The organism is Streptomyces malachitofuscus (assembly GCF_055571035.1).
In genome coordinates this window covers 207,933-227,699 of record NZ_JBVIGA010000011.1, presented here as the reverse complement: position 1 = coordinate 227,699, position 19,767 = coordinate 207,933, and the positions used below count along the sequence as shown (strand labels likewise).

Below are 19,767 nucleotides of genomic sequence, written 5' to 3'. Positions count from 1 at the left end.
GATCCATGACCGCGCCCCGTGCCCTCCCGGCCCCCCACGCCACCGCCCTCGACCTCGGCGGCCGTACCGCTCTCGTCACCGGTGCCGCCGGCGGCATAGGCCGCGCCTGCGCACTGCGGCTCGCGGCCGCCGGGGCCAAGGTCAGAGCCGTGGACCGGGACGCCACCGGCCTGGAAGCGCTCGCCGAGACGGCCCGAAACCTCGGAGGCATCGTCGAGCCGCACGTCCTGGACCTGACCGACCTGGACGCCGCGGAGCTCGCCGCCGCCGGCACCGACGTGCTGGTCAACAACGCCGGTCTGCAGCTGGTCCGCCCCATCGAGGAGTTCCCGCCCGACGTCTTCCACACCGTGCTCACCGTGATGCTGGAGGCACCCTTCCGGCTCATCCGGGGCGCCCTGCCGCACATGTACGGGCAGGGCTGGGGCCGCGTCGTCAACGTGTCCTCGGTGCACGGTCTGCGCGCCTCCGCCTACAAGTCCGCGTATGTCGCCGCCAAACACGGTCTGGAGGGCCTGTCCAAGACCACCGCCCTCGAGGGCGCGCCCCACGGCGTCACCTCCAACTGTGTGAACCCCGCCTACGTACGCACCCCGCTCGTCGAGCGGCAGATCGCCGACCAGGCCCGTGCGCACGGCATCCCCGAGGAGCGGGTCCTGTCCGAGGTGCTGCTGCAGGACAGCGCGGTCAAGCGGCTCATCGAACCGGAGGACGTCGCCGAGGCGGTGGCCTACCTGTGCGGCCCCCGGGCGGCCTTCGTCACCGGCACCTCACTGGTCCTGGACGGCGGCTGGACCGCGCACTGAGGCATCGGCCGCGAGCGGCCGACCGTCGGCCGGCAGAGTTTTCCACAGGCCTGACGGGCCGGCCGCGGGATGGGGAATCCTGTGAGCATGTCCCGCGATCACCCGCAGTCCGCCGAGCGTTCCGCCCCCGCCGCCGAAGCGCCGGGCCGGGCCCGCCCCGAGGCCCGTCCCGCCTCCGGCAGCGCCGAGGCGCCGTTCCTCGAGCTGCTGGCCCGCGGCGCCCCCGCCGAGGCCTACGAGCAGCCCGTCCTGCTCGCCCGGGCCGAGGGACTCCCGGCCGGACACATCTCCGGCCTCGAACAGGCCAAGCTGCTCGCCCTGCGCGTACGCTCCGAACTGGAGGGACGGCGGCGCCGGGAGGCGGAGCTGTCCGCACTCTTCGAGACCGCCCACGATCTCGCCGGACTGCGCGACCTGGACGCCGTGCTCCAGGCGATCGTGCAGCGAGCCCGCTCCCTGCTCGGCACCGACGTCGCCTACCTCAGCCTGAACGACCCGGCCAGGGGCGACACCTACATGCGGGTCACCGAGGGCTCGGTCGCCGCCCGCTTCCAGCAACTGCGCCTCGGCATGGGCGAAGGCCTCGGCGGCCTGGTCGCCCAGACCGCCCGTCCCTACGTCACGGACGACTACTTCCGCGACGACCGCTTCCAGCACACCCACACCATCGACACCGGCGTACGGGACGAGGGTCTCGTCGCCATCCTCGGAGTGCCCCTGACGCTCGGGCACCACGTCATCGGCGTCCTGTTCGCCGCGGACCGGCGGGCCAGGGTCTTCGAACGGGAGCAGATCGCCCTGCTCGGGTCCTTCGCCGCCCTCGCCGCGGCCGCCATCGACACCGCCAACCTGCTGGCGGAGACCCGTTCGGCCCTGGCCGGCCTGGAGCGCGCCAACGAGATCATCCAGGACCGCAGCGCGGTCATCGAACGCGCCTCGGACGTCCACGACCGGCTGGCCGAGCTGGTCCTGCGCGGCGGCGGGGTGCACGACGTGGCCGCCGCCGTCTCCCAGGTCCTCGACGGCACGGTCGAGTTCGCCGAGGCCGCCGCGGCCCCGGCCCGCGCCCTGGAGTCCTCGCGGGAGGAGGGCCACGCGGTACGGCACCGGGAGGACTGGATCGCCGCCGTGACCGCCGGGGACGAACTCCTCGGCGCGCTCGTCCTGCGCGGCCAGCCGGACCTCGACCCCGTCGACCAGCGCACCCTGGAGCGCGCGGCCATGGTCACCTCGCTGCTGCTGCTCGCCCGCCGCTCCGCCGCCGAGGCCGAACAGCGCGTCCGCGGCGAACTGCTCGACGACCTGCTCGACGCCCGCGACCGGGATCCGCGCCTGCTGCGCGAGCGCGCCGTTCGGCTGCACGCCGACCTCGACCTCACCCATGTGGTCCTCGCCGCCCGGCTGGAGGGCGGCACCGCCGACGCCGACCAGGAGGCCGACGCCCGCAGACGGCTGTGGGCCGCGGCCTCCCATCTCGCGGCGACCCGGCAGGGCCTCGCCGCCGCACGCGACGGCGGCACCGTCCTGCTGCTGCCCGTCACCCCCGGGGACACGGCCACCGACCTGGCCCGCCGCACCGCCCGCCAGCTGGGAACGGCCGTCCACGAGCCGGTCACCGTCGGCGCGTCCGCGCCCGTCGAGCGGCTCACGGCCCGCCCCGACACCGTGGCGGAGGCCTACGCCGAGGCCTGCCGCTGTCTCGACGCCCTCCGTCTCCTCGGCCGCGCCGGTGACGGCTCCGCCGCCGAGGACTTCGGCTTCCTGGGCCTGCTGCTGGCGGGGCAGCGGGACATCGCCGGCTTCGTCGACCGCACCGTCGGCCAGGTCGTCGCCTACGACGAACGGCGCGGCACCGAGCTCCTGCGCACCCTCGACGCCTATTTCGCCTGCGGGATGAGCCCGGCCCGCACCAAGGACGAGCTCCATGTTCACGTCAACACGGTCGCCCAGCGGCTCGAGCGCGTCGGCCGCCTCCTGGGCGACGACTGGCAGAGCCCGGCCCGCGCCCTGGAGATCCAGCTCGCCCTGCGCCTGCACCGCCTGTCGGGGATCGCACGGCCCTCCACAGGGACCTGACGACCCCCGTACGCGGGGGCGTGCGGGGGTCAGGTCGGTGGCGGACCGGGATCAGACGGTGCGCGCGTCCTCCTTGGCCGGGGCCTCGGCCGCCCCCTCCTCCTCGCCGGAGGAGGTGACGTCGGCCAGGTCGCGGTGGCGGGTCTCCTTGGCGGCCGCCACGGCGACGATCGTCAGCAGACTCGCCGCGATGACGTACAGCGCGATCGGGGTGGAGCTGCCGTAGTCCGACAGCAGCGCCGTGGCGATCAGCGGTGCGGGCGCGCCCGCAGCGACCGAGGCGAACTGGGCGCCGATCGAGGCACCGGAGTAGCGCATCCGGGTCGCGAACATCTCGGAGAAGAACGCGGCCTGCGGCGCGTACATCGCTCCGTGCAGCACCAGGCCCACGGTCACCGCGAGCAGCAGGTTCGCGAATCCGCCGGTGTCGATGAGGGCGAAGAACGGGAACATCCACGCGCCCACCCCGGCCGCACCGATCAGATAAACCGGACGCCGTCCGAGCCGGTCGGACAGCGCACCCCAGGCGGGGATGACGGCGAAGTGGATCGCCGAGGCGATGAGCACCGCGTTGAGCGCGGTCTGCTTCGACACCCCGGCCGAGGTGGTGGCGTGCACGAGGATGAACGCGGTGATCACGTAGTAGCTGATGTTCTCCGCCATGCGCGCACCCATCGCGACCAGCACATCACGCCAGTGGTGCCGCAGGACCGCCACGACCGGCATCCGATCGGCGCCGGCGTCCGCCTTGCGGGCCTCGGCCCGCTGCAGTGCCTGCTTGAACACCGGCGACTCATCGACGGAGAGACGAATCCACAAACCGACGATCACCAGCACACCGGACAACAGGAACGGGATACGCCAGCCCCATGCGGTGAAGGCCGAGTCCGACAGCACGGCGGTCAGCAGCGACAGCACACCGGTCGCCAGCAGCTGGCCGGCCGGCGCCCCGGTCTGCGGCCACGAGGCCCAGAATCCCCGCCTCCGCGCGTCGCCGTGCTCGGACACCAGCAGCACGGCGCCGCCCCACTCGCCGCCCAGTGCGAAGCCCTGGACCAGCCGCAGCACGGTGAGCAGCACCGGCGCGGCGCTGCCGATGGTGGCGTGCGTGGGCAGCAGCCCGATGGCGAACGTCGCCCCGCCCATCATCAGCAGACTCAGCACCAGCAGCTTCTTGCGCCCGAGCCGGTCCCCGTAGTGCCCGAAGACCAGCGCGCCCAGCGGCCGCGCGGCGAACCCGACGGCGTACGTCAGGAAGGACAGCAGCGTGCCGACCAGCGGGTCCGAGTCCGGGAAGAACAGCTTGTTGAAGACGAGCGCGGCGGCGGAGCCGTAGAGGAAGAAGTCGTACCACTCGATGGTGGTGCCGATGAGGGAGGCGGCGACGATGCGCTTGAGGTTGTTCGGGGCTGGTGGAGCGGTTGCGGGCGACGACATCGGCACCACTTCCTGGGGTGTGACGGGGACGTTTGCGTGTCGCCACACCGTAGGAATCCGCAGGTCAGGCGCACATGTGGCGGGGCAACATAGTTCGAGGGTCGGCTATGCGTGCAGCCACCATGCCAGCTCGTGGAAAGGCGGTTCAGGGGACCGCCGATGGTGGTCGACACGAGTACTGCCCGGAACGTGTAGTTCAGGGTGCTTCGACGCGATGCGGTGGCACGACGTACAGGCCCAGGCTTGCTGCACGGGCAGCTGCCCGGGGACGGGGCCGCGGTGAAGAGGGCTGACCCACAAGGGCCGGTAGCGGACGTGCACGTCATGGCGGTCCAGCGCCGGCGGATCGAGGACGCGCCGGTCGTCGGCGAGGCGGGCGGTAGTGGTGTTTGCACCGGGCGCGGTGGCCGGCGAGCACGATCTGCTCATCCACGGGTCCCAGCCGCGCCGCACCGCACCGCACCGCGTCCCGGGGAGACGGGAGAGGTCACGCATCTCTGCCTTCCGAGACGGTGGACGAGCGGGTGGGAAACGAGGAACGGCCAGGGGCGATCAGGGTGTCGCCGCTCATGCGGCGCTGCAGCTCCCACAGGGTCCGGAAGAGACCTGGCTCCCGGGTGAGCTGGGCGTAGGTGCCCTCCTGGACGATCCGTCCTTGGTCCAGGACCACGATGCGGTCGGCGACGGCCACGTTGGTGAGCCGGTGCGTGATCAGCAAGACGGCACGGTCCTTGGCGAGTTCGCGCAGGCCGGCGAAGATCCGGTGCTCTGCGCGGGCATCGAGGGCCGCCGTGGGTTCATCCATCACCAACAGCGCCGCTTGCCGGTGGAACGCACGGGTGAGGACCAGGCGCTGCCATTGCCCGCCGGAGAGTTGCTGTCCGCCGAACCATTCGCTCGTCAGCAGGGTGTTCAGACCTGAGCGCAGGCCCGGCAGCATCTCTGCTGCACCGGACGCCTCGCATGCGGCGAGCAGAGCCGCGTCGCCGGTGTCGCCCTGCCCGAAGGTGATGTTGTCGCGCATCGTCAGGGGCAGGTAGGTGAACTTCTGCGGCACCAGCGCGACATGCTCCCACGACCCCCACGGGTCCAGGTCCGCGGTGGAGGCGTGGTCCCAGGCCACTTCACCCTCGGTGGGCAGCAGCAGCCCGCACAGCAGGCGGGAGAGGGTCGTCTTGCCGGAGCCGTTCTCCCCGACCAGTGCCACGATCTCCCCGCGCCGCACATGCAGGGAGACGCTGCTCAGGCTGTTGTCCGGGGCGCCGTCATAGCGGTAGGTGACGTCGCGGACCTCGAATCGCTCCGGAGCCGTGGTCACGGGCGCGGTGCCGCGGGAGTCGGTCATCGCCTGGCCGTGTGCGTTGTCGAGGAAGTTCTGCCAGTCCTGCACGTACCAGCCTGTGCGCACCAGGCGTGCCCCGCCGTTGATGATGCCGCGCACCGAGCCGGTGGCGGTCTGGAGAGCGAAGACGGCGCCGCCGCCGGCCGCCAGGCTCATGCGCCCGGAGGCCAGGAGCCACAGCAGCGCCGCCCACACCGCGGTGGAGGCGATACCGCCGGACACTGCTCCGGCCAGCCCCATCCGGGCACCGGTGTTCGCGGCCTTGCGTTCGGCCGCGTTGACCGAGGCGGCCAGCCGCCGGTACCGGCCGATCAGGAAGGGGCCGGCCAGACAGGCGCGCATCTCCTCACTGGATTCCATGTAGGCCATGTGCCAGCGCAGCTTGCCGAGCATCCGGCGCCGCCCGGAGGTCTCCAGCCCGGCGAGGTAGAGCACGCGGGCGGAACGGACATAGGCCGCGGCTTGCGGCAGGCAGGCGAGGAAGAGAAGGGGAAGGAGCAGGGGATGCAGGACGGTCAGGACGGTGGCGCCGGCCACCAGCGTGGCGGTCGCCGCGAGGACGTCCTGCGCCTCCTCGACGAGGTCGGGGGTGACCTGGGCGCCACGGTCGGCGATGTCGTAGGCGTCGTTGTAGCCGGGCTTGTTGTTGGCGGCCAGTTCCGCGCCGAGCGCGGCCTCGATCATCGTCAGCTCCGCCGCCCGGCCGAGTACCGGGCGCAGACGGCCGGTCAGCCAGACGACGGTGATGCCCAGCAGCGCGCGCAGTCCGGTGGCGGCGGCGATGACGGCCAGCTGCGGGGCGGCGTCCCACAGCCGCTCGGTGATGTCGCGCGAGGAGATCAGCGCGGTGATCGTGCCCGTGACGGCCAGGAGGCCCAGGGCCGCCAGGACGCCGGTCCCGATCTGGCACACCAGCAGGCCGATGGTCGCGCCGCGGTCCACGCGCCAGGCCATCTGCACCGAGCGCCGCACGAGCGAGGGCAGGCGCCGCGCCATGGTGCGGGAGGTCAGCTGCGAGCCGGCCTGAAGCCTTGACTCGTCGCGGTAGAGGTACTCCTCCTCTCGAACACCGGCCTCCTGCGGTTCGTCGTCCGGCCCGGTCCCCTTCGGTGGTTGCGGCGGCTGATCCTGTCCAGTGGCCGAGGTCATCGTTCCCCCCAGGGCGGTAGCGCGGCAGAGTCGTGAGGTTCAACGACACGGCTGCTATATCGAACGCACGTCATTCGGTCGTGCTGGGGAGTCCGCTGTTTCCTGCGTGAGGGAGGCCCTCGGGTGCGCTGCGACCGAGATTTTTACCTGGCGGATGAGTGCAGTAGTTGGCGGATCTTGCATCCGTAACGCTGTGTTGTGGTCAGTTCCGAAGACGAGCCCCTGTAGTTGTGCGGGTGGTGATGCTCTGGGTGAGTGAGCGAGATTGCCAGGGCAGGGATCCGGTCGGACTCGAGTCGTCTCGACGAGCTTGTCGCGGTGTACAGCGGGGATGCCGCATTTCGGGATGAACTCGATCTCACGGATGGCTGGATTTGTCGGTGGAGTTCGACGTGGCGGCTGGCTGTCGTCTTCGCCTACCTTGATCACTGGACCTTCCTTCGCAGTGAGTGCCCGCGCTGCCGGCTGCCCGCGCTGAGCGGCAGGTCAGGGAGCCCCTTGGCCTTGCTGCCCGCCGCCAACGCGCCGAGGCTCCACCCCGCGCAGTGCCGCAACTGGCTTGGCGGTTCTGGCAAGCGTGAAGTCTGCGGTCACCGGCTGGACGGCGCCGAACCAGCCGCTGCGGCCCTCACCCCGGAACTCGCGGACCTGCAGACCGTCTTACTGGACCTCCTGGACGGTGACGAGCTCGCAGAGCTCGCCTCCCAGCAGTTCGCCGATCTCCAGGTCGCCATCTCCCTGATCCAGGCGGGCTGGCCCGTCGCGGCCGATCTCGCCCCCGCCGAGACCCGGGCCATTCTGGAAGCACATCTCGCACCGCAGCAGCAAAATGGTCACGGCCCTGGCCCAGCGGCCGAAAGCGTTGGCTCTCCACCCGCAGCCGCTTGGAGCACACCGCCCGGTGAAACGATCGCGACCGCCGGTCTCCTCTTCGCGGCCTACCATCTGCTCGCGCAGGATTCATCCGGACCGCGTAGCGCCCTGCCTCAACTGCTGCGGATTCTTCCCACGCGCGACGATCTCCGCTGGGGCAGGACCTGGCCCATGCTCGTTCAGGAGGCTTCTCCCTCGCTCCGGCGCCGGATCGATCAGGTCTGCCGGCACAGACTCTCCGCCGAATGGATCCGGCAGGGAGCCCCGACACTGCGGGTCTCCAAGGCGAAGCGGGTCTCCAAGGCGAACACCACCCAGAAACTCTTCGCCCCTACCCACACCCTCACGGATTTCGGGATCGCTCCTGAGCGCATCCCGCAGTCCCTTCCCAGCTCCTGGTTGCTTGCCGCCACCCTGGAGGACTCCGAGCAGGCCCTCACCAGCCGCCGGCGACTCCGGCGTGTTCTCACCGTCCATCTGGTCCAAGCGATCAGCAACATGAACTTCCTGGAAGCGGCAGCGTTCCTCGGCATCCCCACGTCCTGGACCACCCAGGGCCGACTGCGGATCAAACCACTGACCCCCTACCAAGACCTCAAGGATCGAGACCTACCGGCCACGCTGAAACGCCTGGCCGAGCACGTCATCGGCCAGGAGAACATCGATTACCGGGCCCGCCGCATGCAGTTCTCCCGCTGGTCCATCGACGACAGGACATGGGACGAGCTCGTCCGACACCACCGTCAAGGCAGAGGTCCCAAGCCGACGGAACGCACCCGAGAGTGCGCATCCGCCTTCGTCTGGAGCTACGTCACCGGCAGCGAGTTCGCCCTCGCACCAGTCTTCCAGCCACCAATGCGGCCCCACGACCGAACACAGACCGACGATTTGCCGCACTTGACCCTTCTCCGACGCTGGGAATCGCAAGAACAACCCATTCCCTCCGCCAGCCTTTGCAGGGCCCTCGAAGACCACGCCAGGCAGCTGATCGCGACCGTCAGTCACACACCGTGATCAACACGGATCCCGGCCCGCCAACTATCGCCCTCAAGATCCGCCAACCAGCTCCCTCCACCGGCAAACGAGCTGCACAGAGGGGAGCGCCCCCGCCAACGGTCTATCAGGATTCAGGTGTGATTCATCTGGTTGGTACAGGTTTTTTGGTGGGCTGTTCGGCCTACACTCGTCCGGCGGTAAGGCGTCCGTCGAAGAGGACGTCGAACTCGTAAGGGCGGACTTCCAGCGGTTGTTCCAGCGCTGGCGGCCGCGGCCGGTGGGGTCCAGGGCGAGGGTGGCCAGGTAGAGGCGCTTGAGGGCTGCGGTCTCGTTCGGAAAGTGCCCGCAGGCTTGCGCCAACACCTACGTCGGCTGGCAGCACTACCGCACCCATTGCGGCCTACTCGTCCCCGCTCCAGCGATCTCGCCGCAGCAGTGGTCGATGCTCCCCGAGAGCCGCCAGTACGACTACGACCTCTACCGGGAGCTGACGAATGCGAATCTCCCGCTGCAGGACACCCCCATGCACGACAAGGAGGGTGGCGCCCGCGAAGGGCGCGTGGACGGTGCCCTGCTGGCGGGCGCCCACGGTGTGGTGCCCGGCCTCGGCAACGTCGACGCCCGCAGGTACGTACGGCTCCACGCGGCGGCGAGCGCCGGGGACTGGGCCACCGCCAGGGCCGAACTGGCCGACCTCCTGTGACTCCCGCGGGCTCCTGCGACCGCTGGGATTGCGGGGACGGCGGTACGGTTTCATCCTGAAAAGGTGGCCATTGTCGGCGCCCCTCCCGTCTCCCTCGGCCAGAGCCCCTCCTGCCTGGCCCTGGCCCCCGACGAGCGCCACCTCTACGTCGGCGGGTCGGAGGGCCTGGTCTTTGTCGTCGACACGACAAGCCATCAGGTGGTGAGCACCTTCCCCGCGCTCTCGGCACTGCACCTCGCCGCCAGCCGCGGCGACGGCCGCCTCTATCTCGCCGGTGCCGACGACCAGGGCGAGCAGGTGCTGGCCGAGGCGGACGTCGTTACCCGGACGGTGACGCGGGCCGTGGCGCTCGACGGCCAGCCCCTCGGGCTCGTCCTCGCCCTGCAAGGTCAGCGCATCTACCTCACGCTCTTCGACAACGGGACGGTGGCGGTGGTCGACACCGGCCTCGCCAAGGTCATCCGCACCGTCACCGTGGGCGGCATGCCCGCCGGACTCGCCGTCTCCCCCGACGGGAAGTCCGTGTACGTCTCCGACATGGAATCGGCCGTTCTCCAGGTGATCGACACCGCGACCGACACCCTGCGCGCGCCCGTTCCTCTCGACTTCACCGTCGAGAACGTGGCCGTCACGCCGGACGGCAGGAGTCTGTTCGCCACCTCCGGCCAGGAGGGTGTCCTCGTCGTCGACACCGTGTCCCACGACACGGTGGCCACGCTCGGCACGCCGGGCGTCGCCTCCGGGTTGACGATGTCCGCCGACGGGGCACGCGTCTACCTCCCGTTCGGCCCACGCGGATCGGTGGGCGTGGTCGACACGGCGCGGCGGGCGATGATCCGCACCCTGGGCGTCGGGGGATCACCGTTCCAGGTCGCCGTCCTGGGCAACGGGCACCGCGGCTACGCACTCGATCCCGACGCGTCGGCGGTGCTGCCGTTCCTCACCCGGACCCAGGCCGTGCCGGTCGGCCCGTCGCCCGAGGGGGTGGCGGTGACGCCTGACGGCGCGTGCGTGTATGTCGCCGACTCCGAGGGGGACACGGTCTCCGTCGTCGACACCAGGGACCGGCGCGTTCCCACCGGCCGGGGCGCGGACGAGGTGGCCGTCGAGCCCGACGGCCGGGTCGCCTTTGTGAGCAACAGCGTGGCCGGCACGCTGTCGTGTGTCGACACGGCGACGGACCAGGTGATCGAGGAACTGTCGCCGGACGAGGGAGTGGGGCCCCCGGCCGTGTCCTCGCAGGGCCGTTTGTACGTCGTCGGCACACAGGCCGTCACCATGATCGACACCGTCACGCGGAAAGTCATGGGCACCGCCGCCCTCGGCGGATTCGGCACGCAGGGCGCGGTCTCCCCCGACGGCACGCGTCTGTACGTCCTGACCTCGGAGCCGTCCGCGGTCACCACCCTGGACGCTCATTCCCTCGAGGAGGTGCATCCCCCCGTTCCCGTGGGACAGGACGCCGTCGGCCTGGCCGTCGCCGCCGACGGGCGTCGCGTGTTCGTGTCGAGTACCGGTGACGACACGGTGGCGGTGCTCGACACCTCGACCTTCGAGGTGGAGACGACGCTGCCGGTCGACGGGACCCCCAGCGGCGTCGTCGCGCCCCGGGACGGCCGGCTGGTCTACGTCACGCGCCGCGAGGCGGAAGCCGTGACGGTCATCGACGCCAACGCGCTGACCACCGTCGGGGAGGCGTTCCCGGTCGGCCCGGTGCCCTTCGGCGCGGCCCTGGACGAGAAGGCGGAACGTCTGTACGTGGTCTGCCACGGATCGGGCACCCTCGTCACCCTCGACGCGCGGACCGGCGCCGTGGTGGAGAGGTTCCCCGTGGGCGGGGACGCCACAGCGGTCGCCCTCACCCCGGACGGGCGGTACGCCTACGTGCCGTCTCCGTCCCACCTGGCCAATGTCGACGGCGGCGTGTCGGTGGTCGACACGCACACCACGAGAATCCCGGTGGGTGACCGGCCGACGGCGCTGGCCTTCTCCCCGGCGCTCGGGCGGCTCTACGTGGCGGCGTCCGGCGCCGGCACGGTCTCGGCCGTCGACGTCACCACCCGCACGCCCGTGGGCGAGCCCCTGGCGATCGGCGAGCGACCGCGCGCCCTGGCGCTGACACCCGACGAGAGCCGGCTGTACGTCGCCGATGCCGCCTCCGGGACCGTACGCGCCGTCGACACGGTCGGTTTCACGCCGGCCGATCGTCCGCCCGTGCAGGTGAGCGGCACGCCGACAGCGCTCGCCGTGGCGCCCGACGGTAGCCGCGTGTACGTGGCCGACTCCTCGGACGGCACCCTGTCGATGATCGACACCGCCACCGGGACGGCGGCCGCCGGTTCTCCGGCCGCGGTCGCCACATCGGCCTCCGACGTGTGCGTGTCGCCGGACGGCGGGCGCCTGTACGTGGCGGACGCGGGGGCCGACGAGATCCTGGTCGTGGACGCGGCCACGGTGTCGGTGAGCACGCGGATCGCCCTGCCCGCCACTCCCCGGCAACTGGCGCTCACCCGGGACGGGCGCCGCCTCCTCGTCACGCTCCCCGGGGCGGGGGCGCTGGCGCAGGCCGACACCGCCGGCCTTGACCTGATCGGCGATCCGGTCCCGGTCGGAAGCGTGCCGCACGGGGTGACCGTGTCGGCCGACGGCCTGCGTGCCTTCGTCGCTGACGCGGCGTCCGGCACGGTGGCGGTGGTCGATCTGTGACTCAGAGGTCCACCACGGACAGGGTGTTCGACCCGGTGTCGGTCACATACGCCTGCCGCTCGTCCTCGGCGAAGGTCACGCCGTGGGGCGCCTTCCCCGTCGGAATTGGCGCCTCCACGAGCTCGCCGGTGGCCGTGTCCACGACCGCCATGCTCCCGGAGGCCGGGAGGGTGACGAGGAGAGTCCTCCCGTCCTGGCCGACGGCGACGCCGTGCGGGGCGCCCGGCAGGGCGATGCGGCCCGTCACCGTGAGAAGCCCGGTGTCGACGACGAGTACCTCGTCGGCGCCGGCGTCGGCCACGTAGAGGCGCCCGCCGTCCGGTGCGACGGCGAGGCCGAGGGGAGAGACCCCCGCGGCGATCCTGGCCCCGCTCACCGCGAGGGCGGCCGTGTCGATGACGGACAGCGTGGCGGAGCTGGAATCGGCCACGTAGACGCGTCCCCCGTCGGGGGCGACGGCGATGCCGAAGGGGGTGCCGCCGACGGTCACCGGTGAACCGGCGACCGAGGAGGAGGCGGTGTCGACGACGACCACGCGGCCCGCGGCGACGTCGGTGACGTAGAGCCGCGCCCCGTCCGGGGCCGGGACGAGCGCGGCAGGCTGCCCGCCGACGGAGACGGGCGGGCCCGTCACCCGGTCGCTGCCGGTGTCGATCACCGCCACCGTGCCCGTGCCGGACTCCGCGACGTACACCCGTGTGCCGTCCGGGGACACGGCGACGCCGAGGGGCCGGCTGCCCACCGCGATGGCCGTGGTCAGTGTGTCGACGACCGAGACGGTGTCCGCCTCCCGGTTGGTGACGTAGGCTCGCCCGCCGTCGAGGGTGAGCGCCACCGACGACGGGGCGGGACCGACGGGCACGCGATCGGTCACGGTTCCGGTCTCCGTGTCGATCACGCACAGGGTGGAGGTCTCGCTGGCGACGACGTAGAGGCGCTTCCCCTCCGGGCCCACCGTGACGGCGTGCGGCGCTCCGTGGACCGGGATGGGGTCCCCCGCCGCTGCCCGCGCGCCCGTGTCGATGACGACGACATGCTCGAACGGGCAGGCGGCGTAGAGGTGCCCGCCGTCCGGTGACAGGGCGAGTCCGGCCGGGATGTGTCCGATGCCGATGGCGGCCGTCACTTCGCGGGCGAGCGTGTCGAAGACGGACACCGTCAGGCCGTTGCTGTCGGCGATGTACAGCTCGCGGCCGTCCGGGGACACCGCCAGGGCGCCGGGGAAGCTATCGAGGCCGACCGGCTCGCCGGTCGTCGCGAGCGGGCCGGTGGTGAACACGGCGACGGAGCGCGGGCCGTGCGCACTGACGTAGACGCGGCTGCCGTCGCGCGACACCACGACGTCCTGGGGGTCGGCCGGGACGGGCGCGGTGCCGGTGACCTGCAGGGTGCCGGTGTTGATCACGGACACCCGGCCGGAGCCGAGGATGTACACGTGCCGACCGTCCCCGGGCAGGGCGAGGGCGAGGGTGTCGTCGTCCACCGGGATCGTCGCGAGGACGTCCTCGGTCCGGGTGTCGACGACCGTCACCGTGCCGGCGCCGCTGTTGGTGACGTAGGCGTGGCGGCCGTCGGGAGTGAGCCGGACGGCGCTGGGGGCGGGGCCGGCGGTGATCTGCCGCTCGCGGGGGCCCAGGACGGCCACCTTGTCGTCACCGGAGGCGGTGACGTACACGCGCCGACCGTCCGGATGGGCCGCCACCGCCTCCGGGCGCGCCGGAACGGGTGCCGGGACCACACGGGTGTCGAACGGCAGCAGGAAGTCCATGTCCCGCGCCGTGGCGTAGCCGCGCAGTCCGTCGGGCGTGAGGACCAGGCGGAAGGGCGGGGCCGCCAGGGACAGCCTGCGGCGGGTCTTCAGCGTGCCGGTGTCCAGCACTCCGATCGCGTCCGCTCCCATCAAGGAGACGTAGAGGCGCCGTCCGTCGGGCGAGACGGCCAGGTCGGACGGGAAGGGGCCGACCGGGAGGACGGCGTCGACCGTGCGTGTTCCGGCGTCGATGACGGTGATCGTCCTGCTCTGGAAGCCGGTCGCGACGACCCGGCGGCCGTCGGGGGTCACGAGCAGGTTGATGGGGTCGCTGTCGACGGGGATGGGCGTGCCGACCGGTGATCCCGTGTCCGCGGAGATCACCATGAGGGCGGACACGACGCCGTCGGACACGTACAGGCGGCTGCCGTCGGGCGAGACCGCCACGGCCAGTGGGTGGCAGTCGGTCGCGATCCGCCGGATCTCCGTGTCCGAGTCCGTGCCGATCACCGAGATGGTGCCTCCGACGGAGGCACCCACGTAGACCCGTTCACCGTCCGGCGCGATGTCGATGCCGCTGGGGTGTTCGCCGACCGCGATGGTGCCGGTCACCGTTTTCGTGCCGGTGTCGATGATGGACACGAGATTGCCCGAGGTGCTGACCACATAGACACGGCTGCCATCGGGGGTGACGACCATATGGCTGGGTGTCTGGCAGTCGACGGAAGCGGTCACGCGGTGGGTACGCGTGTCCACTACGAGCACCTTCCCGCCCTGTGCGCTGGACACATAGACGCTGCGGCCGTCCGGAGCCATGGCGACGGACCGCGGCGTCATGCCCAGAGGGATCGGTGCGGTACTCGGGTTGACCACGCCCTCAGCATGGAACCGGGGCCCCGCACCTGCAATCGGGAGGAGGAGGCCGCGCCGTCACCGACGGCTCAGAGGTCGACCACGGTCACCGTGCCCGACGCGGCGTTGGTGACATGGGCCGTGCGGCCGTCCCAGGCGAACGTGACGCCCTGCGGTGCCCTGCCCACCGGGACGGGGGTGCCGCGCAGTTCCGACGTCTGGGTGACGATGACGGCGAGGGCACCGAGGGAGGGCAGGGTAGCCAGCAGGGTTCGGCCGTCCGGGCTCAGGGACAGCCCCCGCGGGGCCGCGGGCAGGGTGATCGCACCGGTCACCGTCGGGCCGGAGGTGTCCACGACGACGACCAGTTCCTGGCCCGCGTCGGCGACGTACATGCGTCCGCCGTCCGCGGTGACCGTGAGTCCGGCGGGGGCGACACCGACCGGGACGGGGGTGCCGACCTGCCAGCCGAGGCCGGTGTCGATCACCGTGAGGGTGCCCGCACCCGAGTTCGCCACGTACAGACGGCCGCCGTCCGGCGCCATGGCCAGCCCGGTCGGCATCGCGCCCACCGGGATCGGCGCGCCCAAGACGGTGTTCGTCGCGGTGTCGACGACGACCACGGTGTCGGAGGCAGAGTCCGCCGCGTACAGGCGGCTGCCGTCCGGGCCGACGGCCACGGCCCGGGGCCGGCCGCCCACCCGGATCGTCGCCACGGCGGCGGGCGGGGTCGTGGCCGTGTCGATCACCGAGACGGTGCCGTCCTCGACGCCGGCCGTATAGGCGCGCCGCCCGTCCGGGGCCGGCACCACGTCCACGGGGCGTGCGCCGACGCGCACCCGGGTGGTGTTCGTGTCGACCCCGGCGACGAACTCCGCGTCGAATCCGGCCACGTACAGGCGTCGTCCGTCGGGGCTCGGGACCAGGACGGACGGGCGCATGCCGGTGGGCAGGAAGTCCAGTGACGCGTGGGTGACCGTGTCGACGGCCTGCGCCGAGCCGGAGGCGACGTAGAGGCGGCGTCCGTCGACCGGGTCCACCGCGCAGCCCTGGGGCAGCCGGTGGACGGGGATCGAGTCCCCGGTCGGCGTGTGGGAGAGCGCGTCGACGACGGCGACCGTGCTGTTGTCCGCGCTGCTGACGAAGAGCCGCCGCCCGTCGGGGCTCACGCACAGGAACTCGGGGCCGCCCGGCACCGCGACGGTCGTCGGCGCGAGGGCCACGGTGTCGACGGCCACGACCGCCCTGCCTGTGTCGCACACGAAGACCTGTCGGCCGTCCGGAGTGACGGCGACACTGCCGGGCTGCTCCCCCACCGGTACCGGCCCGCCGGTCACGGTGAGCGTCGTGGTGTCGACGACCAGGAGGGAGGCCGTTGCCCGGTCGGTGACGTAGAGGCGTCGGTCGTCGGGGGCGACCGCTATCCCGGCCGGGCCCTGCACGGGCAGGGTTCCCGCGACCCGGCCGGTGGCGACGTCGACCGCGGACAGGGCTCCCGGTCCGGCGACGTACAGACGGGTGCCGTCCTTCGACGCCGCCACCGTTTCGGCGGACTGCACCGCGACCGTGGTGGTCACCTCTCCGGTGCGGGTGTCGACGAGCGACACGTCGTTCCACCCCGCGTTGGCGACGAACAGCAGCTCGCCGTCCGGGGAGACGTCGATCGAGGTGGGGAACTCGCCCACGGTGAGCCGGGTCTCGCCCAGCTCCGTCACCGCCAGCGCGTCGTCCCCGGCGCACGCGACGAGCCGGCGCCGCCCGTCGGGGGTGACGGCCACTGCCTCGGGTTGCTCCCCCACGGGCCGGGAGACGCTGCGCGTGTCGAACGGCACCACGAACGGGGCGCGGAAGGCCGCGGCGTAGAGGCGGTGCCCGTCCGGTGTCAGCGCCAGTTCCGCGGGCGGCGCTCCGACCGGGACCGTGCGGATCACCGTCAGCGTCGCGGTGTCGATCACCGAAACGGTGTCGTCCTCCGCGTTGGACACATACAGGCGTCTGCCGTCGTGCGAGAGCAGACAGTCCTTCGGAAGTCGCCCACGGTGATCGTGGCCTGCACGGTGCCGGCGGCGGGGGCGACCACTGACACGGTGGCGTCCTGGCCCTGCACCACGAACAGCCGACCGCCGTCGGGGGTGACCGCGAGGGCCCGGGGGAACTGCCCGACCTCGATCGGCGGCATCGACACCGGCGTGTCGGTCGTCGCGTCGATCACCCGCAGCGTCGCACCGGTCAGGTCGGCCACGTACACCCGCCGGCCGTCCGGGGAGACCACCACGGGGAACAGGTCGCCGCCGAGCGTGACGGTGCGGATCACCTGGCCGCTCGCGGTGTCGACCACCGCGACGGTGCCGGTCTGGTCGAGGGTGACGTAGATCCGGGCGCCGTCCGGTGTCACGGCCAGGCGCAGCGGAACAGCGTCCAGGGCGATCTTCCGGGCGATGGCGTCGGTGCCGGTGTCGATCACGACGAGCTGGTTCTCCGCGTCGCTGAGGACGTACGCCCGTTCGCCGCGCGGGGTCAGGGCGACGGCCCGGGCCCGGGGACAGGCGATCTTCTTGAGCGCCGTGTGGGAACTGGTGTCGAGCACGAAGACCGCGCCGGTGCCGTCCGGGCTGGTGGCGTACAGGCGTCGGCCGTCCGGTGTGAGGGCGACGCCGGTCGGGCGCAGCTCCAGGGGGATCGGGGCGGTGCTCGCGTTGGCCATGGGCCCACCATCGGGCCCGCGCGGCGCCCGTCCGCCGCCGGACACCCAGGGCTGGACCGACCGGCCGCTCGCAATACCCAGCGCGTGTGAACCTACTGGTGCCCGGGCGTCAACCACGCGCCGCGCTGGTACCTCCCCCTCGCTGCGGTCGCGCAGCATGCCGTGCTGCCCCGAAGGGAGGGCCTATGCGTTTCCGGGACCGCGTCCTGCTGCGTCTGCTGGACGCCGGTGAACGCGACGCCCTTCTGACGGCCCAGGTCGGCGAGCGGATCCTGCACACCGCGTTCATCGCGGAGGAGGCGGAGGTCGGGCCGGTGACCGCGGTCACGGCCCGGCAGGTCGGGCTGATGCCGACCTCTCAGGTCGTCCAGCCCTTCGAGGCCCAGCTGTACGGTGCCCAGTCGGCGCAACAGTGGCGGTTCACCGCTCAACTGCCCCTCGGCGGGCCGGTGGTGGGGGCCGACGCCCGGCTCGACCTGACCCTGCTGGCGAGTCGGTCCGGTGTGCGGACGTCGATCACCGAGGCCGCGGTCGAGGACCTGGCCGGCGTTGCGGATCGGGAGGCCGTGGACGCGCGGATCCTGGCCGAGGACGGTTCGCTGCCGACGCCGGGCGAGGCCCTGGAGACACGGCGGCTGAGCGCGCTCGTCGATCTGCTCGAAGAGCGCTTCGAGACCACCGCCGAGGCGCCGCTGGGGAAGCTGCTGCGCGGCCGCGGACCGCTCACCTTCGAGCAGTTGCGGGCCGAGCTCAGCCCGCCGCGCACCCCGCTGCGGCTGGATCTGAGGCTGATGGAGGAGCCCACACCGTCCTCCGCGGTCGCCCTCCCGCTCCAGTGTCTCGCCTTCGCCGTCGACGAGCCGTTCGCCGATCTGGCCGCGCGGCTCACCGAGATCCAGATCGGCATGGCGCGCACCGCTCCCCTCGCCGACCTCCCTCAGCCGCCGGCGGGCGTCGCCGTACGGACGCCGCTGCCCGCCCTGATGTTCTTCCCGCAGGCGGCCCTGGACGAGCCGGACCTCCCCGGGACCGTCCCGGGCCCCGGCCCGGCCGACGAGACCGGCCTGCGCTCCGCCCGCCTCGACGAACTCGCCGCCCGGCTCCGGCACACCGGCATCGTGCCGGTGGCGGTGCCCTGACCGCCTGGAGTGATCGACATGACCGTGACAGCAGCCGAGTTCCCGTTCATCAGCGTCACCATCGACACGCGTGGCATGCAGCCGCTCGCCCGGCGCAGCACGGGCAACATCGCCGTCGTCGGCTCGGCGGGCGGCGTCGGTCAGGCCACGGCCAACGCCCCGGTCCAGATCGGCAGCGAGGCGGAGGCGCGCGAGCATTTCGCCGACGTCAATCCGAACACGGGCGCGGTCACCAGGTCGGGGCCGCTGTACCGCTCCCTGTGCGCCGCGCTGCGGCAGGATCCGGCGCCGTCCCGCGTCTATGCCGTGCCGACGGGCCCGGTCCAGCCCGCGGAGGGTGAGGCGCCCGCGGAGGTGCCGGACTACGGGGCCGCGCTCAACGCCGCGGCATCCCTGCCCGTGCAACTGGTGTGTCTGGCCGAGGAGACCAGGCCGGAACAGCTGAGGCTCCTCAAGGACCACGTGGAGAGTGTCAGCGCGGCCGGCAGCGCCCGGATGGGTGTGGCGATGGTCGCGCCCGGCCTGCAGGTGACCGACGAGAACCCGACCTTCGCGGCGGCGGCCAAGGCGGCGTACGCGGGGGTCAGAAGCGGGAACAGCCGGATGATCCTGGTCGCCGCGCGAGTGGCCCCGGACGAGGAGGAGGGACCGCTGCCCGACGTGGCCGCCGCGGTCACCGGCACCATCGCCGGGTACCCGCCACACGCGAGCGTGCTGATGAAGCAGGTCCGCGGGTTCGGGATCCCGCTGTCCGGGCAGTTCAGCGGCACGGAGATCAAGCAGCTCGCCGAGGCCCTGATCATCCCGGTGATTGATCCCGAACTCGTCCCCGGCGAGGGGCTGTTCCTCGGTTCCGGGCGCTGCTTCACGAACGACACCTCCAAGCTGTACGTCGACATCGTCCGGGTCCTGGACCACATCGAGTTCCTGCTCAAGGCGGGGCTGATCGGTACCATCGGTGAGACCCGCATCGACCGGCTGGGCATGCAGGGCCTGCGCTCCCGCATCGACGGCATCCTCAGCCCACTCATGACCTCCGGTGTCATCACCGCCTACTCCATCGACATCCCGCTGCTGCCGATCCTGGAGGCCGAGGAGGCCGCCCGCGCACCCGGACAGCGCAGCACCCTCAGCGAGGCGCGCCAGGACCGCAGGGTCGAGGTGCTGCTCTCCGTCACCTACGCGGGCGCCGTGCACTTCCTCAACATCAACCTCGCGCTCAAGGTCTGAGCCC

11 protein-coding genes and 2 pseudogenes are annotated in these 19,767 nt (G+C 72.1%); 7 read left to right on the top strand and 6 right to left on the bottom strand.

Annotated features, from left to right (window positions below):
* The first annotated feature begins 5 nt into the window (after positions 1-5).
* Both ACZ44S_RS18415 and ACZ44S_RS18410 read left to right on the top strand, forming a co-directional pair.
* Positions 6-806 carry a 3-hydroxybutyrate dehydrogenase gene (locus ACZ44S_RS18415; protein ID WP_466930165.1) on the top strand — a complete coding sequence of 267 codons (801 nt, stop codon included), beginning with the start codon at positions 6-8 and terminating at the stop codon, positions 804-806.
* 87 nt (positions 807-893) lie between these two features.
* Entirely contained in the window at positions 894-2,882 is a 1,989-nt protein-coding gene (locus ACZ44S_RS18410; protein WP_466930162.1) for a helix-turn-helix domain-containing protein, read from the top strand.
* 51 nt (positions 2,883-2,933) lie between these two features.
* Here the strand turns inward: ACZ44S_RS18410 and ACZ44S_RS18405 are convergent, their stop codons facing one another.
* Together ACZ44S_RS18405 and ACZ44S_RS18400 are read right to left on the bottom strand one after the other, a co-directional pair.
* On the bottom strand, positions 2,934-4,319 hold the full coding sequence (locus ACZ44S_RS18405; protein ID WP_466930160.1) for an MFS transporter: 1,386 nt from the start codon (positions 4,317-4,319) through the stop codon (positions 2,934-2,936).
* A gap of 487 nt (positions 4,320-4,806) precedes the next feature.
* A complete protein-coding gene (locus ACZ44S_RS18400; protein ID WP_466930157.1) occupies positions 4,807-6,810 on the bottom strand; it encodes an ATP-binding cassette domain-containing protein in 2,004 nt (667 codons plus the stop codon).
* A gap of 255 nt (positions 6,811-7,065) precedes the next feature.
* Between ACZ44S_RS18400 and ACZ44S_RS18395 the strand changes: the two genes are divergently transcribed.
* Complete coding sequence (locus ACZ44S_RS18395; RefSeq protein WP_466930155.1) at positions 7,066-8,697, top strand: hypothetical protein; 1,632 nt, start codon at positions 7,066-7,068, stop codon at positions 8,695-8,697.
* A gap of 163 nt (positions 8,698-8,860) precedes the next feature.
* Here ACZ44S_RS18395 and ACZ44S_RS18390 read toward each other — a convergent pair.
* Positions 8,861-9,033 (bottom strand): annotated as a pseudogene (locus ACZ44S_RS18390) (IS256 family transposase); the annotation flags it as partial.
* A 205-nt stretch (positions 9,034-9,238) separates the two neighbouring features.
* On the opposite strand from ACZ44S_RS18390, the pseudogene ACZ44S_RS18385 reads away from it, so the two are divergent.
* A pseudogene (locus tag ACZ44S_RS18385) lies at positions 9,239-9,364 on the top strand (dihydrodipicolinate synthase family protein); the annotation flags it as partial.
* 81 nt (positions 9,365-9,445) lie between these two features.
* On the top strand, positions 9,446-12,088 hold the full coding sequence (locus tag ACZ44S_RS18380) for a YVTN family beta-propeller repeat protein (protein WP_466930153.1): 2,643 nt from the start codon (positions 9,446-9,448) through the stop codon (positions 12,086-12,088).
* Position 12,089: 1 nt separating this feature from the next.
* Here ACZ44S_RS18380 and ACZ44S_RS18375 read toward each other — a convergent pair whose 3' ends face one another.
* The 3 genes from ACZ44S_RS18375 to ACZ44S_RS18365 all read right to left on the bottom strand — a co-directional run bounded on the left by ACZ44S_RS18375 (position 12,090) and on the right by ACZ44S_RS18365 (position 17,394).
* On the bottom strand, positions 12,090-14,675 hold the full coding sequence (locus ACZ44S_RS18375) for a beta-propeller fold lactonase family protein (RefSeq protein WP_466930150.1): 2,586 nt from the start codon (positions 14,673-14,675) through the stop codon (positions 12,090-12,092).
* Between the two features lie 104 nt (positions 14,676-14,779).
* A complete protein-coding gene (locus tag ACZ44S_RS18370; RefSeq protein WP_466930147.1) occupies positions 14,780-16,675 on the bottom strand; it encodes a beta-propeller fold lactonase family protein in 1,896 nt (631 codons plus the stop codon).
* On the bottom strand, positions 16,642-17,394 hold the full coding sequence (locus ACZ44S_RS18365; RefSeq protein ID WP_466930145.1) for a YncE family protein: 753 nt from the start codon (positions 17,392-17,394) through the stop codon (positions 16,642-16,644). The genes ACZ44S_RS18370 and ACZ44S_RS18365 overlap by 34 nt, the downstream gene beginning before the upstream one ends.
* A 185-nt stretch (positions 17,395-17,579) precedes the next feature.
* On the opposite strand from ACZ44S_RS18365, the gene ACZ44S_RS18360 reads away from it, so the two are divergent.
* Positions 17,580-18,533 (top strand): hypothetical protein, encoded by a 954-nt coding sequence (locus ACZ44S_RS18360; RefSeq protein ID WP_466930143.1) that lies wholly within the window; start codon positions 17,580-17,582, stop codon positions 18,531-18,533.
* Positions 18,534-18,551: 18 nt separating this feature from the next.
* The gene (locus ACZ44S_RS18355; protein WP_466930140.1) at positions 18,552-19,763 is read left to right on the top strand and encodes a hypothetical protein; all 1,212 of its coding nucleotides are present in this window, start codon (positions 18,552-18,554) and stop codon (positions 19,761-19,763) included.
* Positions 19,764-19,767: the final 4 nt, after the last annotated feature.

Bases quoted from the DNA above. Each gene is read 5' to 3' on its own strand.
- ACZ44S_RS18415 (WP_466930165.1), top strand. From the start codon at position 6: ATGACCGCGCCCCGTGCCCTCCCGGCCCCCCACGCCACCGCCCTCGAC.
- ACZ44S_RS18410 (WP_466930162.1), top strand. From the start codon at position 894: ATGTCCCGCGATCACCCGCAGTCCGCCGAGCGTTCCGCCCCCGCCGCC.
- ACZ44S_RS18405 (WP_466930160.1), bottom strand. From the start codon at position 4,319: ATGTCGTCGCCCGCAACCGCTCCACCAGCCCCGAACAACCTCAAGCGC.
- ACZ44S_RS18400 (WP_466930157.1), bottom strand. From the start codon at position 6,810: ATGACCTCGGCCACTGGACAGGATCAGCCGCCGCAACCACCGAAGGGG.
- ACZ44S_RS18375 (WP_466930150.1), bottom strand. From the start codon at position 14,675: ATGACGCCGCGGTCCGTCGCCATGGCTCCGGACGGCCGCAGCGTCTAT.
- ACZ44S_RS18365 (WP_466930145.1), bottom strand. From the start codon at position 17,394: ATGGCCAACGCGAGCACCGCCCCGATCCCCCTGGAGCTGCGCCCGACC.
- ACZ44S_RS18360 (WP_466930143.1), top strand. From the start codon at position 17,580: ATGCGTTTCCGGGACCGCGTCCTGCTGCGTCTGCTGGACGCCGGTGAA.
- ACZ44S_RS18355 (WP_466930140.1), top strand. From the start codon at position 18,552: ATGACCGTGACAGCAGCCGAGTTCCCGTTCATCAGCGTCACCATCGAC.